The sequence below is a fragment of the Streptomyces sp. RKAG290 genome, from assembly GCF_023701695.1.
Classification (GTDB): Bacteria; Actinomycetota; Actinomycetes; order Streptomycetales; family Streptomycetaceae; genus Streptomyces.
In genome coordinates this window covers 6,398,038-6,410,447 of the sequence record NZ_JAJOZC010000001.1, presented here as the reverse complement: position 1 = coordinate 6,410,447, position 12,410 = coordinate 6,398,038, and the positions used below count along the sequence as shown (strand labels likewise).

General features: G+C 71.1%; 11 protein-coding genes. All 11 read right to left on the bottom strand.

What is annotated here, in order from left to right; all coding sequences use genetic code 11:
* Nucleotides 1–2: 2 nt before the first annotated feature.
* Nucleotides 3–569, bottom strand: a complete 567-nt coding sequence (efp, locus tag LNW71_RS28405) for an elongation factor P (RefSeq protein WP_024490947.1) — start codon at nucleotides 567–569, stop codon at nucleotides 3–5.
* Between the two features lie 50 nt (nucleotides 570–619).
* Nucleotides 620–1,726, bottom strand: coding sequence for an aminopeptidase P family protein (locus LNW71_RS28400; RefSeq protein ID WP_250970808.1), 1,107 nt, complete (start codon nucleotides 1,724–1,726; stop codon nucleotides 620–622).
* A 106-nt stretch (nucleotides 1,727–1,832) separates the two neighbouring features.
* The gene (locus LNW71_RS28395) at nucleotides 1,833–2,687 is read right to left on the bottom strand and encodes a Pro-rich N-terminal domain-containing protein (protein WP_250970807.1); all 855 of its coding nucleotides are present in this window, start codon (nucleotides 2,685–2,687) and stop codon (nucleotides 1,833–1,835) included.
* A 138-nt stretch (nucleotides 2,688–2,825) separates the two neighbouring features.
* Nucleotides 2,826–3,266, bottom strand: a complete 441-nt coding sequence (aroQ, locus tag LNW71_RS28390) for a type II 3-dehydroquinate dehydratase (protein ID WP_250970806.1) — start codon at nucleotides 3,264–3,266, stop codon at nucleotides 2,826–2,828.
* Entirely contained in the window at nucleotides 3,263–4,897 is a 1,635-nt protein-coding gene (aroB, locus tag LNW71_RS28385) for a 3-dehydroquinate synthase (RefSeq protein ID WP_250970805.1), read from the bottom strand. Before aroB ends, aroQ begins: the two co-directional genes overlap by 4 nt.
* Entirely contained in the window at nucleotides 4,894–6,078 is a 1,185-nt protein-coding gene (gene aroC / locus LNW71_RS28380; RefSeq protein ID WP_250970804.1) for a chorismate synthase, read from the bottom strand. The genes aroB and aroC overlap by 4 nt, the downstream gene beginning before the upstream one ends.
* Nucleotides 6,079–6,222: 144 nt before the next feature.
* Nucleotides 6,223–7,050, bottom strand: a complete 828-nt coding sequence (locus tag LNW71_RS28375) for a shikimate dehydrogenase (protein WP_250970803.1) — start codon at nucleotides 7,048–7,050, stop codon at nucleotides 6,223–6,225.
* Nucleotides 7,047–8,810, bottom strand: coding sequence for an endolytic transglycosylase MltG (mltG, locus tag LNW71_RS28370; RefSeq protein ID WP_250970802.1), 1,764 nt, complete (start codon nucleotides 8,808–8,810; stop codon nucleotides 7,047–7,049). The genes LNW71_RS28375 and mltG overlap by 4 nt, the downstream gene beginning before the upstream one ends.
* A gap of 95 nt (nucleotides 8,811–8,905) precedes the next feature.
* Nucleotides 8,906–9,379, bottom strand: a complete 474-nt coding sequence (gene ruvX, locus LNW71_RS28365) for a Holliday junction resolvase RuvX (protein ID WP_250970801.1) — start codon at nucleotides 9,377–9,379, stop codon at nucleotides 8,906–8,908.
* A gap of 8 nt (nucleotides 9,380–9,387) precedes the next feature.
* Complete coding sequence (alaS, locus tag LNW71_RS28360; RefSeq protein ID WP_250970800.1) at nucleotides 9,388–12,057, bottom strand: alanine--tRNA ligase; 2,670 nt, start codon at nucleotides 12,055–12,057, stop codon at nucleotides 9,388–9,390.
* A complete protein-coding gene (locus LNW71_RS28355) occupies nucleotides 12,057–12,410 on the bottom strand; it encodes a DUF6167 family protein (protein ID WP_250970799.1) in 354 nt (117 codons plus the stop codon). Before LNW71_RS28355 ends, alaS begins: the two co-directional genes overlap by 1 nt.

The window sequence follows — 12,410 nt, the reverse complement described above, 5'->3', positions numbered from 1 at the left end:
GGTTAGCTGTTCACCCGGCCGAGGTAATCGCCCGAGCGGGTGTCGACCTTGATCTTCTCACCGGTCGTGATGAAGAGCGGGACACCGATCTCGTAACCGGTCTCCAGCGTGGCGGGCTTGGTGCCACCGGTGGAACGGTCGCCCTGGACGCCCGGGTCCGTGTGCTGGATGACGAGCTCGACGGCGGCCGGCAGCTCGACGTAGAGCACCTCGCCCTCGTGCTGGGCGACAGAGGCGGTGAAGCCCTCGATCAAGAAGTTGGCGGCGTCGCCGACGGACTTGCGGTCGACCATCAGCTGGTCGTACGTGTCCATGTCCATGAAGACGAAGTACTCGCCGTCCATGTACGAGAACTGCATGTCGCGCCGGTCGATGGTGGCCGTTTCGACCTTCACGCCGGCGTTGAACGTCTTGTCGACGACCTTGCCGGAGAGCACGTTCTTGAGCTTGGTGCGCACGAAGGCGGGGCCCTTGCCGGGCTTGACGTGCTGGAACTCGACGACGGACCAGAGCTGGCCTCCGTCGAGCTTGAGCACCAGGCCGTTCTTGAGGTCGTTCGTGGAAGCCACGGTTGCGGAATCTCCTGGACTGAAGCTGGTGGAACGACCGAGGATGCGCGCTAGAGCGCGAGCAGCTCCTTGGTCGTAATGGTGAGTAGCTCGGGTCCGCCGTCCGCCTCTGGGCGCACGACGAGCGTGTCATCGATCCGGACCCCGCCCCGGCCCGGGAGGTGGACCCCCGGTTCGACGGTGACCGGCACACAAGCGTCCAGTTTACCCATGGCCGCAGGTGCCAGCTGCGGGTCCTCGTCGATTTCGAGTCCCACCCCGTGTCCGGTGGAGGGTGCGAGGCCCTCACCGTAGCCCGCCGAGTCCAGGAGATGGCGGGCCGCACGGTCCACGTCACGGTAGGCGGCGCCGGGCACGAGAGCCTCGCGTCCGGCCCTCTGAGCGGCGAAAACCAGGTCGTAGAGCTCAATCTGCCAGTCGGCCGGGGCCGTTCCGATGACGAAGGTGCGGCCGATCTCGCACCGGTAGCCGCGGTAGTTCGCGCCGAGGCAGACGGAGAGGAAATCTCCTTCCTCCACCCGTCGGTCCGAGGGCCGGTGGCGGCCCCGGCCGGAGTGGGGACCGGTGGCGACGGAGGTCGCGAAGGCGGGGCCGTCGGCGCCGTGGTCCACCAGCCGGCGCTCCAGTTCCAGCGCGAGGTGCCGTTCGGTCCGGCCGACCAGGATCGATTCGAGGAGTTCACCGAGCGCCTGATCGGTGATCTCGGCGGCGATCCGCAGGCAGCCGATCTCCTCCTCGTCCTTGACGATGCGCAGCTGTTCGACGGTGGCACCGAGATCGGCCAGCCGGAGCCTGGGGGCGACCGACCCCATGGCCCGGTGCCGGGCGACCGTCAGGTCGTGCTCCTCGACGGCCAGCGACTCCGCGCCCTGGGAGGTGGCCAGGTCCGCGGCGGCGACCACCGGATCGCCGCCGGCCACCGGCAGCAGATCCACCCGGAGCCGTTCGTCGGTGCGGCCGTCGGCCGGATCACCGGTGGGAGTGCGCGGGCAGAGCAGAACGTCCTGGTCGGGGCCGAGCAGCAGCACGGCCCCGGGCGGCGCTCCGCCCGCCAGGTAGCGGACATTGGCGGGGCGGGAGACCAGGGCGGCCGCGGATCCGACGGCGGCGCACCGGTCGCGGAGCAGCCCGCGGCGGACGGCGTACACCTCTGACATGCATCGAGCGTACGAGCGGAGCCCGAGCCCCGCCCGGTCAGCGCACCCGACCGGGGGGCGGCGCGGCCGTCAGCGGACGGCGGCCGCCCTCCGGCGTCCCTTCACTTCACCAGGCCGGCGGGCTGGCTATCGAGCGGGCGAGTATGTCGTCCAGGACGCGGGCGGTGGTCTCCACGTCGTACGTCGAGTTGTCGATGATCGGCAGGCCGGAGCCGTACCAGCCGGCCATCCGGCCGTGGATCCGGGCGACCTCCTCGTCCGAGAGGCGCCGGTTGCCGCTGCGGGCGGCGTTGCGCTCCAGGACGATCTCCAGGCCGGGCAGCAGGACGACGGGCAGCAGACCGGGGCCGACGTGGCGCTTCCAGCCGCCCAGGCCGACCACGGGCCGGTCCGGGAAGACGGCGTCGTCGAGGATGCAGGAGATGCCGTTGGCCAGGAAGTTGCGCGCGGCGAAGCCGCAGGTGCGGCGGGCCAGCCGGTACTGGGCCTCGGACTGGTCGTTCCACCCCGTCTGCGGGTCCGCGAAGCCGGAGCAGACCCACTCGCGGACGTCGTCGAGGCTGACGTGGGCGGTGGGGACCCGGCGCCGGCTGGCCCAGAGCTTGGCCACGGTGGTCTTCCCGGCGCCTGCCGGGCCGATCAGGAGCACGGCGAGGGTCGCCGTACCGGTGCCCGGCTCGGCGGGCGGCGCGGGCAGCGGTACGGGCCCGCCGGGCGGCAGCTGGATGTGTCCGGTGGTCTCTCTGGAGACCTGCGCCGGGGCCTGGTGCGGTGCGGGTCCGCTCCAGCCCTGGTTCTGCCCCTGGTGGGCGGGCGGGGCGGGAGGCGCCGGGGGCGGGCCGGGGTGACCGGCCGGCGGCGGAACCGGCGGGCCGGGGTGCTGGGCCTGGTGCGACCAGCCGACGGGCCCGTTGCCGGGACCCTGGGGCGGCGGCAGCGGTGCCCCCACTGCGTGCTCCATCCGGTGGCACTCCGTCTCGTACAGGCAACTGGCGCTGGTGGAACGGCAACCGTACCTTCCCCGGCCGCCACAGAGGGAACGGCCGGGGAGGAGCCACAGTGCCCCGTCGGCCAGTGGGCCTTCCGGTGCGGCGGTGGGTCAGTCCGTCAGTTCGTCCGCGAGGGCGCGCAGGGCGAGCCGGTAGGAGCCGATGCCGAATCCGGCCACGGTCCCGGTGGCGACCGGTGCGACCACGGAGTTGTGGCGGAATTCCTCCCGCGCGTACGGGTTCGAGATGTGCACCTCGATCAGCGGGGCGGTGCGCTGGGCGGCCGCGTCCCGCATCCCGTACGAGTAGTGCGTGAAGGCACCCGGGTTGAGAACGACCGGAATTGAACCGTCCGCTGCTTCGTGCAGCCAGCGGATCAGCTCTCCCTCGTCGTTGGTCTCCCGCACGTCCACATCGAAGCCGAGCTCCTTGCCGACGGTGCGGCAGGTGTCGACGAGTCCGGCGTACGAGGTGGCGCCGTAGACGTCGGGCTCGCGGGAGCCCAGCCGGCCGAGGTTGGGCCCGTTGAGGACGAGGACCCGGCGGGTCACGCCGACACCTCCCCGTAGGCGGCGAGCAGCACGGCCGGGTCGGGGCCCTCCAGGACGGTGGGCTTGCCGAGGCCGTCGAGGACGATGAAGCGCAGCAGGTCGCCGCGGGACTTCTTGTCGACCTTCATGTTCTCCAGCAGCTTGGGCCACTGGTCGCCGCGGTAGGTGAGCGGCAGGCCGACGGATTCCAGGACGGCGCGGTGCCGGTCGGCGGTCGCGTCGTCGAGGCGTCCGGCCAGCCGGCCCAGTTCGGCGGCGAAGACCATGCCGACCGAGACGGCCGCGCCGTGGCGCCACTTGTAGCGCTCGTTCTTCTCGATCGCGTGGGCCAGGGTGTGGCCGTAGTTGAGGATCTCGCGCAGACCGGACTCCTTGAGGTCGCTGGAGACGACCTCGGCCTTGACCCGGATGGCGCGCTCGATCAGCTCGGAGGTGTGCGGCCCGGCGGGCGTGCGCGCGCCCTGCGGGTCGGCCTCGACGAGGTCGAGGATCACCGGGTCGGCGATGAAGCCGGCCTTGATGATCTCGGCCATGCCGCTGACGTAGTCGTTGACCGGCAGCGAGTCGAGGGCGGCGAGGTCGCAGAGCACCCCGGCCGGCGGGTGGAAGGCGCCGACGAGGTTCTTGCCCTCGGCGGTGTTGATGCCGGTCTTGCCGCCGACGGCCGCGTCCACCATGGCGAGCACGGTGGTGGGTACGGCGATCCACCGGACCCCGCGCAGCCAGGTCGCCGCGACGAAGCCGGCGACGTCGGTGGTCGCGCCGCCGCCCACGCCGACGATGACGTCGGTGCGGGTGAAGCCGGTCTGGCCGAGCGCCTTCCAGCAGTAGGCCGCGACCTCGACGGTCTTGGCCTCCTCGGCGTTCGGCAGCTGGATGGCGATGGCCTCGTAGCCCTGGCCGGCGAGGTCCTGGCGGACCGCCTCGCCGGTCTCGGCGAGTGCCTCGGGGTGCAGCACCGCGACGCGCTTGACGCGGTTACCGATGAACGCGGGCAGCTCGCCGAGGAGCTGCCGGCCGATCACCACCTCGTACGGGTCGGTGCCCGCGCTGCCGGCGATCTGGATGCGGGTGGGGCCCTGGTCCGTCATCGTTGCGTTCTCCCGGCCGGACGACGGCGCGTCCGGCAGTTCCAGTGTGTCGAGGACCGCCTGGGCGACCTCTTGCGGTGTGCGCTCGTCGGTCGCCACGACCACGCGGGCCACCTCCGTGTAGAGGTGACGGCGGGCCTCCATGAGCTCGCGCCACTGCCGGCGCGGGTTCACGGCGAGCAGCGGGCGCGCGGTGTTCAGCCCGACGCGCTTGACCGCTTCGTCGACGTCCATCGAGAGATAGACGACGGCGTGGCCGGCCAGCAGCGTGCGGGTCGCGTCGTCGAGGACGGCGCCGCCGCCGAGCGAGAGCACGCCGGCGTGCCCGGCGACCGCGGCCTCGACGGCCTGCCGCTCCAGCGCGCGGAAGTGCTCCTCGCCCTCGTCGAAGAAGATCTCCGCGATCGGCTTCCCGGCCGTGGCGACGACGTCCGCGTCGGTGTCCCGGTAGGTGGTGCCCAGCCGTTCGGCGAGGAGCTCACCGACGGTGGACTTGCCGACGCCCATCGGCCCGACGAGGACGATCAGCGGGGCACTCATCGGATCTGCAGGTGGTCGAGGTACGACTGCACGTTGCGGTGGGTCTCGGGGACGCTGTCGCCACCGAACTTCTCCGCGACCGCGTCGGCGAGCACCAGGGCGACCATCGCCTCGGCGACGATCCCGGCGGCCGGTACGGCGCAGACATCGGAGCGCTGGTGGTGGGCCTTGGCGGGCTCACCGGTCAGCACGTCGACGGTGGCGAGCGCACGCGGCACGGTCGCGATCGGCTTCATGGCGGCGCGGACGCGCAGCAGCTCACCGGTGGTCAGTCCGCCCTCGGTGCCGCCGGAGCGGCCGGAGGCGCGCTTGATCCCGTCCTCGGTCACCAGGATCTCGTCGTGCGCCTGCGAACCGGGCACCCGGGCCAGGTCGAAGCCGTCGCCGACCTCGACACCCTTGATCGCCTGGATGCCCATCAGCGCGGCGGCGAGCCGCGCGTCGAGCCGGCGGTCCCAGTGCACATGCGAACCGAGGCCGACCGGCACTCCGTAGGCCAGCACCTCGACCACACCACCGAGGGTGTCGCCGTCCTTGTGGGCCTGGTCGATCTCGGCGACCATCTGCTTGCTCGCGGTGGCGTCGAGGCAGCGCACCGGGTCCGCGTCGAGCTTGTCGACATCGGCGGGGACCGGGTAGACCCCGTACGGGGCCTTGGCGGCAGCCAGTTCGACGACGTGGCTGACGATCTCGATGCCGGCCGTCTCCTTGAGGTACGACCGGGCGACGGCACCGAGGGCGACCCGGGCCGCGGTCTCCCGGGCGCTGGCGCGCTCCAGGATCGGCCGGGCCTCGTCGAAGCCGTACTTCTGCATGCCGGCGAGGTCGGCGTGGCCGGGCCGGGGGCGGGTCAGCGGGGCGTTACGGGCCTGGGCGGCCAGCACGTCGGGGTCGACCGGGTCGGCCGACATGACCTGCTCCCACTTGGGCCACTCGGTGTTGCCCACCATCACGGCGACCGGCGAGCCCATGGTCAGCCCGTGCCGGACGCCACCCAGGAAGGTGACCTCGTCCTTCTCGAACTTCATCCGAGCGCCGCGGCCGTATCCGAGCCGCCGCCGGGCGAGCGCGTCCGCCACCATCTCCGTGGTGACCGGGACGCCGGCGGGAAGACCCTCCAGCGTCGCCACCAGTGCGGGGCCGTGCGACTCCCCCGCGGTCAGCCAGCGCAACCTGCTCAACGGTGCTCCTCATGCTCGCGCCTGAAATCCGACGGCGCGACAGGGTGCGCGGCCCTGGCCCGCCGCCCCCGATCCTCCCACGGCCGGGGACCCGGACCGGCCGCCGGTCCAGCAGACGGACGGATCGCGCCGCCGGGAGGAGGCTCAGCGGGCGGCCAGTGCCCGTTCGCCGGCCTGCCGCATCGCGGCCAGCGGTGCGGGCGTGCGGCCCGTCATCTGTTCGACCTGGAGGACGGCCTGGTGCACCAGGAGATCGAGACCTCCGACGACTGCGCCGCCGCGGGCCGCCCAGGCGGCGGCGAGGCCGGTGGGCCAGGGCTCGTACAGCACGTCGAAGAGCGTGCCGGGGATCTCCGGTACGTCTCCCGTCAGGGCATCCGTCGCCCCGGCCGGAGTGGTCGCGATGACCAGCGGGGCCCGCAGCGCCTGCTCGGCCTCCGCCCAGTCGGCGATCCGCACGTCGACGCCGAGCCGCTCGCCCCAGCCGCGCATCTCGTCACCGCGCTCCCGGCTGCGGACGTAGGCGGTGACCGCTCCCGTGCAGATCTCGGCGAGCGCGGCGAGCGCGGACGAGGCGGTGGCTCCGGCGCCGAGGACGGCGGCGGACTCGGTCTTCTCCACGCCGCGCTCGCGCAGGGCCGCGATCATGCCGGGGATGTCGGTGTTGTCGCCGAGGCGCCGGCCGTCCTCGGTGAACACGACCGTGTTGACGGCCTCGACCGAGGACGCGGTCTCGCTGACGGAATCCAGCAGCGGGATGATCGCCCGCTTGAGCGGCATGGTGAGCGAGAGCCCGGCCCACGTGCCGTCCAGGCCTTCCACGAAGCCGGCCAGCGTCTGCTCGTCGATCTCGAACCGGTCGTAGGACCAGTGGTCGAGGCCGAGCTCGGCGTAGGCGGCCCGGTGCAGGACCGGGGAGAGCGAGTGGGCGATGGGCGAGCCGAGGACGGCTGCCCGGTGCGGGGTGCTCACTGGCCGGACTTCTCCTCTTCGTACTTCTTCCGGTTCCGCTCGTGCTCGGCGTTGGTCACCGCGAACAGCGTCTTGTCCTCGGTCACCGACACGAAGTAGTACCAGGGGCCCGGGGTGGGCTTGATCGCCGACTGCAGGGCGGCGTCACCGGGGTTGTTGATCGGGCCCGGCGGCAGACCGTGGATGTAGTACGTGTTGTACGCGTTCTTGAAGTTCCGCAGGTCCGACACCGCACCGGTGTCGAGCGTGCTCTGCTTCTTGGCGTAGTTCACGGTGGAGTCGAAGTCGAGCAGCCCGTTGGTCTCGGTGTTGTTGGGCTTGAGCCGGTTGTAGACGACGCGCGAGACCTTGTCGAAGTCGTGCTTGTACTTGCCCTCGGCCTGGACGAGGCTCGCCACCGTGATCAGCTGCCAGGGGTTCTTGAGCCCCAGCTTCCTGGCGTTGGCCTCCAGGTCGGCCTTGTCGTACTCCTCGTTGGCACGCGAGACCATCTTCTTGAGGACGGCTTCGGGCTTCATCCCCTTGGTGACCGGGTAGGCGGCCGGGTAGAGGAACCCCTCCAGAGGGTCGAGCGTGCCCCGGTGGCCGTCGGCCCAGTCCGGCAGCCCCAGGTCGTCCGCCTGCTTCTCGGCGACGCCGCTGGTCGTGCCCTTCTTGACACCCAGCTTCTCGTCGATCGAGGTGTAGACGGTGCGGTTGGGCGTGCCCTCCGGGATGATCAGCAGGTTCTGGCTCTTCGGGTCGACCATCATCTTCACGGCCTCGGCCGCCGACATCTTCTCGTGGAGGAGGTAGACCCCGGCCTGGATGAACTTGCCCTTGGGGTTCTCGCTCTGCGCCGAGACGAACGCGTCGACACTCTTGACCACACCCTGCTTCTTCAGGATGTTGCCGATGTCGGAGACGTACGAGCCCTTCGGGATCTCGATCTCGACGGAACCCGAGCCGCTACCCGCGTAGTCCGGCGCGTCGCCGAACTTGTCCTTGTAGTACGAGTAGCCGAAATAGCCCGCGCCGCCGAGGCCGCCCACCAGGACGAGGGAGACGACCAGGCAGGCGCAGCCGCTGCGGCTCTTCTTCTTGCCCTTGCCCTTGCCGCGCCGCTCGTCGCCGCCTCCGCGGCGGGACTCGCGGGGGTCGTCCTCGTCGTAGTCGTCGTCCTCGGCCCGCCCGTCGTCCGCACCCGTGAAGAACGGATGGGTCTCCTCCGGCTGGACCTCCGGGTCCCAGTCGGGGGCCGGCGCCGGGGACTGCTCGGGCGCGGCCTCGCGGCGGCCCGGGGGCTGCGGCGGCGGGTAGGCCTCGGGGGTGCCGTAGTAGTCAGCGCTCTCGCCGTATCCGTACGGGTCCGCGGGCTGGCCCTCGTACGGCATCGCAGCGGCCTGCTGGCCGGTGTCCCAGCCGCCGTTGTACGGCTGCTGCTGGGCGTACGGATCCTGCTGGGCGCCGTACGGGGGCTGCTGCTGGTACTGGTGCTGCTGGGCGTACGGATCCTGCGGCTGTTGCTGGTGCTGCTGGGCGTACGGATCGTGCGACTGCTGGTGCTGCTGCTGCGCGTACGGGTCGTGCGGCTGTTGGGCGTACGGGTCATGCTGCGGCGGCTGCTGCTGGGCATACGGGTCCTGCGGATAGGGCTGCTGCTGGCCGCCGTACTGGCTCTGGCCGTGGGCAGGCTGCTGGCCTTCCCATCCCTGGTCCCCGTACAAGGGGTCCTCGGGATGCCACGGTTCGGAGCCGGGGCCCCGGCCATACTCAGTCATCGATCCCCTTGAGCCGCGAGACGACGTTCCGTCTCTTTGCTGTGCGGTGTTTGTTCGAACACCGCCGCATCGCGCGGAACGTTACCGTATCGCGATCAGACAACCACTTCGACGCCCTCGCCGGGAGGTTTACCCGAAGCCCGTTCGGACTCCAGAGCGTTCTGAAGGATCACCACAGCGGCAGCCTGATCGATGACGGATCGGCCCTTTTTGGACTTCACGCCCGATGCGCGCAGCCCCTGAGTGGCCGTCACTGTGGTCATCCTCTCGTCCACCAATCGCACCGGAACGGGTGCAACCGCGCGGGCGAACACATCGGTGAAGGCGCGGACCTTGGCCGCCGCCGGTCCCTCGCCACCGCCGAGGGACCGGGGCAGACCGACGATGACCTCGATCGGCTCGTACTCCGAGACGATCTGCCCGAGCCGCCGGTGGGCGGCCGGTACATCGCGGCCGGGCACGGTCTCCACCGGCGTGGCGAGGATCCCGTCGGGGTCGCACGAGGCGACCCCGATCCGGGCGTCGCCGACGTCGATGGCGAGTCGGCGTCCGCGGCGCATCTGTGTCATCTCCGTTGTCACGCGGTCTCGGTGACGAGGCGTTCGACAGCGGCGACGGCGTCGCCGATGGCGTCCGGGTTCTGGCCGCCGCCCTGGGCGACGTCCGGCTTGCCGCCGCCTCCGCCGCCGAGGGTCTTGGCGGCGGTGCGGACCAGGTCGCCCGCCTTGAGACCGCGCTCGCGGGCGGCCTCGTTGGTGGCGATGACGGTCAGCGGGCGGCCGTTGGCCGTGGTGAACAGGGCCACGACGGCCGGCCTGCCGCCCTGGATGCGGCCGCGCACGTCGAGGACGAGCCTGCGCAGGTCGTCGGCCGAGGTGCCGTCCGGCACCTGGCCGGTGACCAGGGCGACGCCCCGGACGTCCTTGGCGGAGTCGACCAGTCCGGCGGCGGCCGCCAGGACCTTCTCTGCGCGGAACTTCTCGATCTCCTTCTCGGCGTCCTTCAGCTTGCCGAGCATGCCGGCGATCTTCTCCGGGAGCTCCTCGGAGCGGCCCTTGACCAGCTCCTGGAGCTGGGCGACGACGGTGTGCTCCTTGGCGAGGAAGTTGTACGCGTCGACACCCACGAGGGCCTCGATGCGGCGCACCCCGGAACCGATGGACGACTCACCGAGCAGCTTCACCAGCCCGAGCTGGGCGGTGTTGTGGACGTGCGTGCCGCCGCACAGCTCCTTGGAGAAGTCGCCGATGGTGACGACCCGGACCCGCTCGCCGTACTTCTCGCCGAACTCGGCGATGGCGCCCTGCTTCTTGGCGTCGTCGATGGACATGACCTCGGCCTGGACGTCCAGCTCCCGGGCCAGCACCTCGTTGATCTTCTGCTCGACGTCGGTCAGCACGGTGCCGGGGACGGCGGCGGGCGAGCCGAAGTCGAAGCGGAAGCGCCCCGGGGAGTTCTCCGAACCGGCCTGGGCGGCCGTCGGGCCCAGGGCGTCGCGCAGCGCCTGGTGGGTCAGGTGGGTGGCGCTGTGGGCGCGGGCGATGGCGCGGCGGCGGGTGTTGTCGATGCTGGCGAGTGCGTGGGCGCCGACCGTCACCTCGCCGACCTGGACCGAGCCCTTGTGGACGGAGACGCCGGGCACCGGCTGCTGGACGTCGCGCACCTGGATGACGGCGCCGGTGTCGAGCCGGATCCGGCCCTGGTCGGCGAGCTGGCCGCCGCCCTCGGCGTAGAACGGGGTGCGGTCCAGGACGACCTCGACCTCGTCGCCCTCCGTGGCGGCGGGCGAGGGAACGCCGTCGACGAGGAGACCGACGACGGTCGACTCGCCCTCGGTGGCGGTGTAGCCGGTGAACTCGGTGACGCCGGAGTTGTCGGCGACCTCACGGTAGGCGGACAGGTCGGCGTGACCGGTCTTCTTGGCCCTGGCGTCGGCCTTGGCCTTGTCCCGCTGCTCCTGCATGAGGCGGCGGAAGCCGTCCTCGTCCACGGACAGGCCCTGCTCGGCGGCCATCTCCAGGGTGAGGTCGATCGGGAAGCCCCAGGTGTCGTGGAGCAGGAAGGCCTTGTCACCGGCGATGACCTGGCCGCCGGCGGCCTTGGTCTCGGTGACGGCGGTCTCGAGGATGTTCGTGCCGCCCTTGAGGGCCTTGAGGAAGGCGGCTTCCTCGGCGAGGGCGACGGTCTCGATGCGCTTGCGGTCGGTGATCAGCTCGGGGTACTGCAGCCCCATCGTGTCGATCACGACGTCGACCAGCTCGTTGACGACCGAACCGGTGGCGCCCATCAGCCGCATGTTGCGGATGGCCCGGCGCATGATGCGGCGCAGCACGTAGCCGCGGCCCTCGTTGCCGGGGGTGACGCCGTCGCCGATGAGCATGACGGAGGTGCGGATGTGGTCGGCGACCACGCGGAGGGAGACGTCCGTGCCCTGGGCGGCGCCGTAGCGCACCCCGGTCAGCTCGGTGGCCTTGTCCATGACGACGCGCAGGGTGTCGGTCTCGTACATGTTCTGCACGCCCTGCAGGATCATCGCGAGGCGTTCGAGGCCGAGGCCGGTGTCGATGTTCTTGGAGGGCAGGTCGCCGAGGATCGGGAAGTCGTCCTTGCCGTCGCCGGCGCCGCGCTCGTACTGCATGAAGACCAGGTTCCAGATCTCCACGTACCGCTCGTCGTTGACGGCCGGGCCGCCCTCGACGCCGAACTCGGGGCCGCGGTCGTAGTTGATCTCGGAACAGGGGCCGCAGGGGCCGGGGACGCCCATGGACCAGAAGTTGTCCTTCTTGCCCAGCCGCTGGATGCGCTCGGCGGGGACACCGATCTTGTCGCGCCAGATGGCCTCGGCCTCGTCGTCGTCCAGGTAGACCGTGATCCACAGGCGCTCGGGGTCGAGGGCGAAGCCGCCGTCCGCGAGGGAGCCGGTGAGCAGCTCCCAGGCGTACTCGATGGCGCCTTCCTTGAAGTAGTCGCCGAAGGAGAAGTTCCCGCACATCTGGAAGAAGGTGCCGTGCCGGGTGGTCTTGCCGACCTCTTCGATGTCCGGCGTACGGACGCACTTCTGCACGCTGGTGACGCGCGGGGCGGGCGGCTTGACCTCGCCGAGGAAGTACGGCTTGAAGGGCACCATGCCGGCCGGGACCAGCAGCAGAGTCGGGTCGTCCGCGATGAGCGACGCCGAAGGCACGACGGTGTGACCGCGCTCCTCGTAGAAGCTCAGCCAGCGGCGACGAATTTCGGCCGACTCCATCAGTGGTCCTCATTCCGGTTGTACGAGTGGTAAGGAGGCTTGCGGTACCGGGCGGGCGTCCTGCGCCCGTCGGACTCCGCCGCCTCGAGGGGAAGGTGGCGCTGCACCGGGAGGTCCGGGTCGACCGGGGCCTCGAGACCCAGCGCCTCGCCCAGTTCGGCTTCGCGTCTGGCCATGCCGTCGCGGACGTCCAGGGCGAAGTCCTTGAGCTTGTGACCGGCCACGAGCGCCTTGTCGGCGGCCTGCGCCGCGAGGCTCTCGGGGGTCAGCTGCTTGATCTTCCGGTTGACCTTGGTGGTGGCCCAGACGCCGGCGGCTGCGCCGGCGGTGAACCAGAACGTACGGCGGAACAT

Excerpts from the sequence above, each read along its gene's own strand:
- LNW71_RS28400 (WP_250970808.1), bottom strand. The coding sequence starts at position 1,726 with ATGTCAGAGGTGTACGCCGTCCGCCGCGGGCTGCTCCGCGACCGGTGC.
- LNW71_RS28395 (WP_250970807.1), bottom strand. The coding sequence starts at position 2,687 with ATGGAGCACGCAGTGGGGGCACCGCTGCCGCCGCCCCAGGGTCCCGGC.
- aroB (WP_250970805.1), bottom strand. The coding sequence starts at position 4,897 with ATGAGTGCCCCGCTGATCGTCCTCGTCGGGCCGATGGGCGTCGGCAAG.
- mltG (WP_250970802.1), bottom strand. The coding sequence starts at position 8,810 with ATGACTGAGTATGGCCGGGGCCCCGGCTCCGAACCGTGGCATCCCGAG.
- ruvX (WP_250970801.1), bottom strand. The coding sequence starts at position 9,379 with ATGACACAGATGCGCCGCGGACGCCGACTCGCCATCGACGTCGGCGAC.
- alaS (WP_250970800.1), bottom strand. The coding sequence starts at position 12,057 with ATGGAGTCGGCCGAAATTCGTCGCCGCTGGCTGAGCTTCTACGAGGAG.
- LNW71_RS28355 (WP_250970799.1), bottom strand. The coding sequence starts at position 12,410 with ATGTTCCGCCGTACGTTCTGGTTCACCGCCGGCGCAGCCGCCGGCGTC.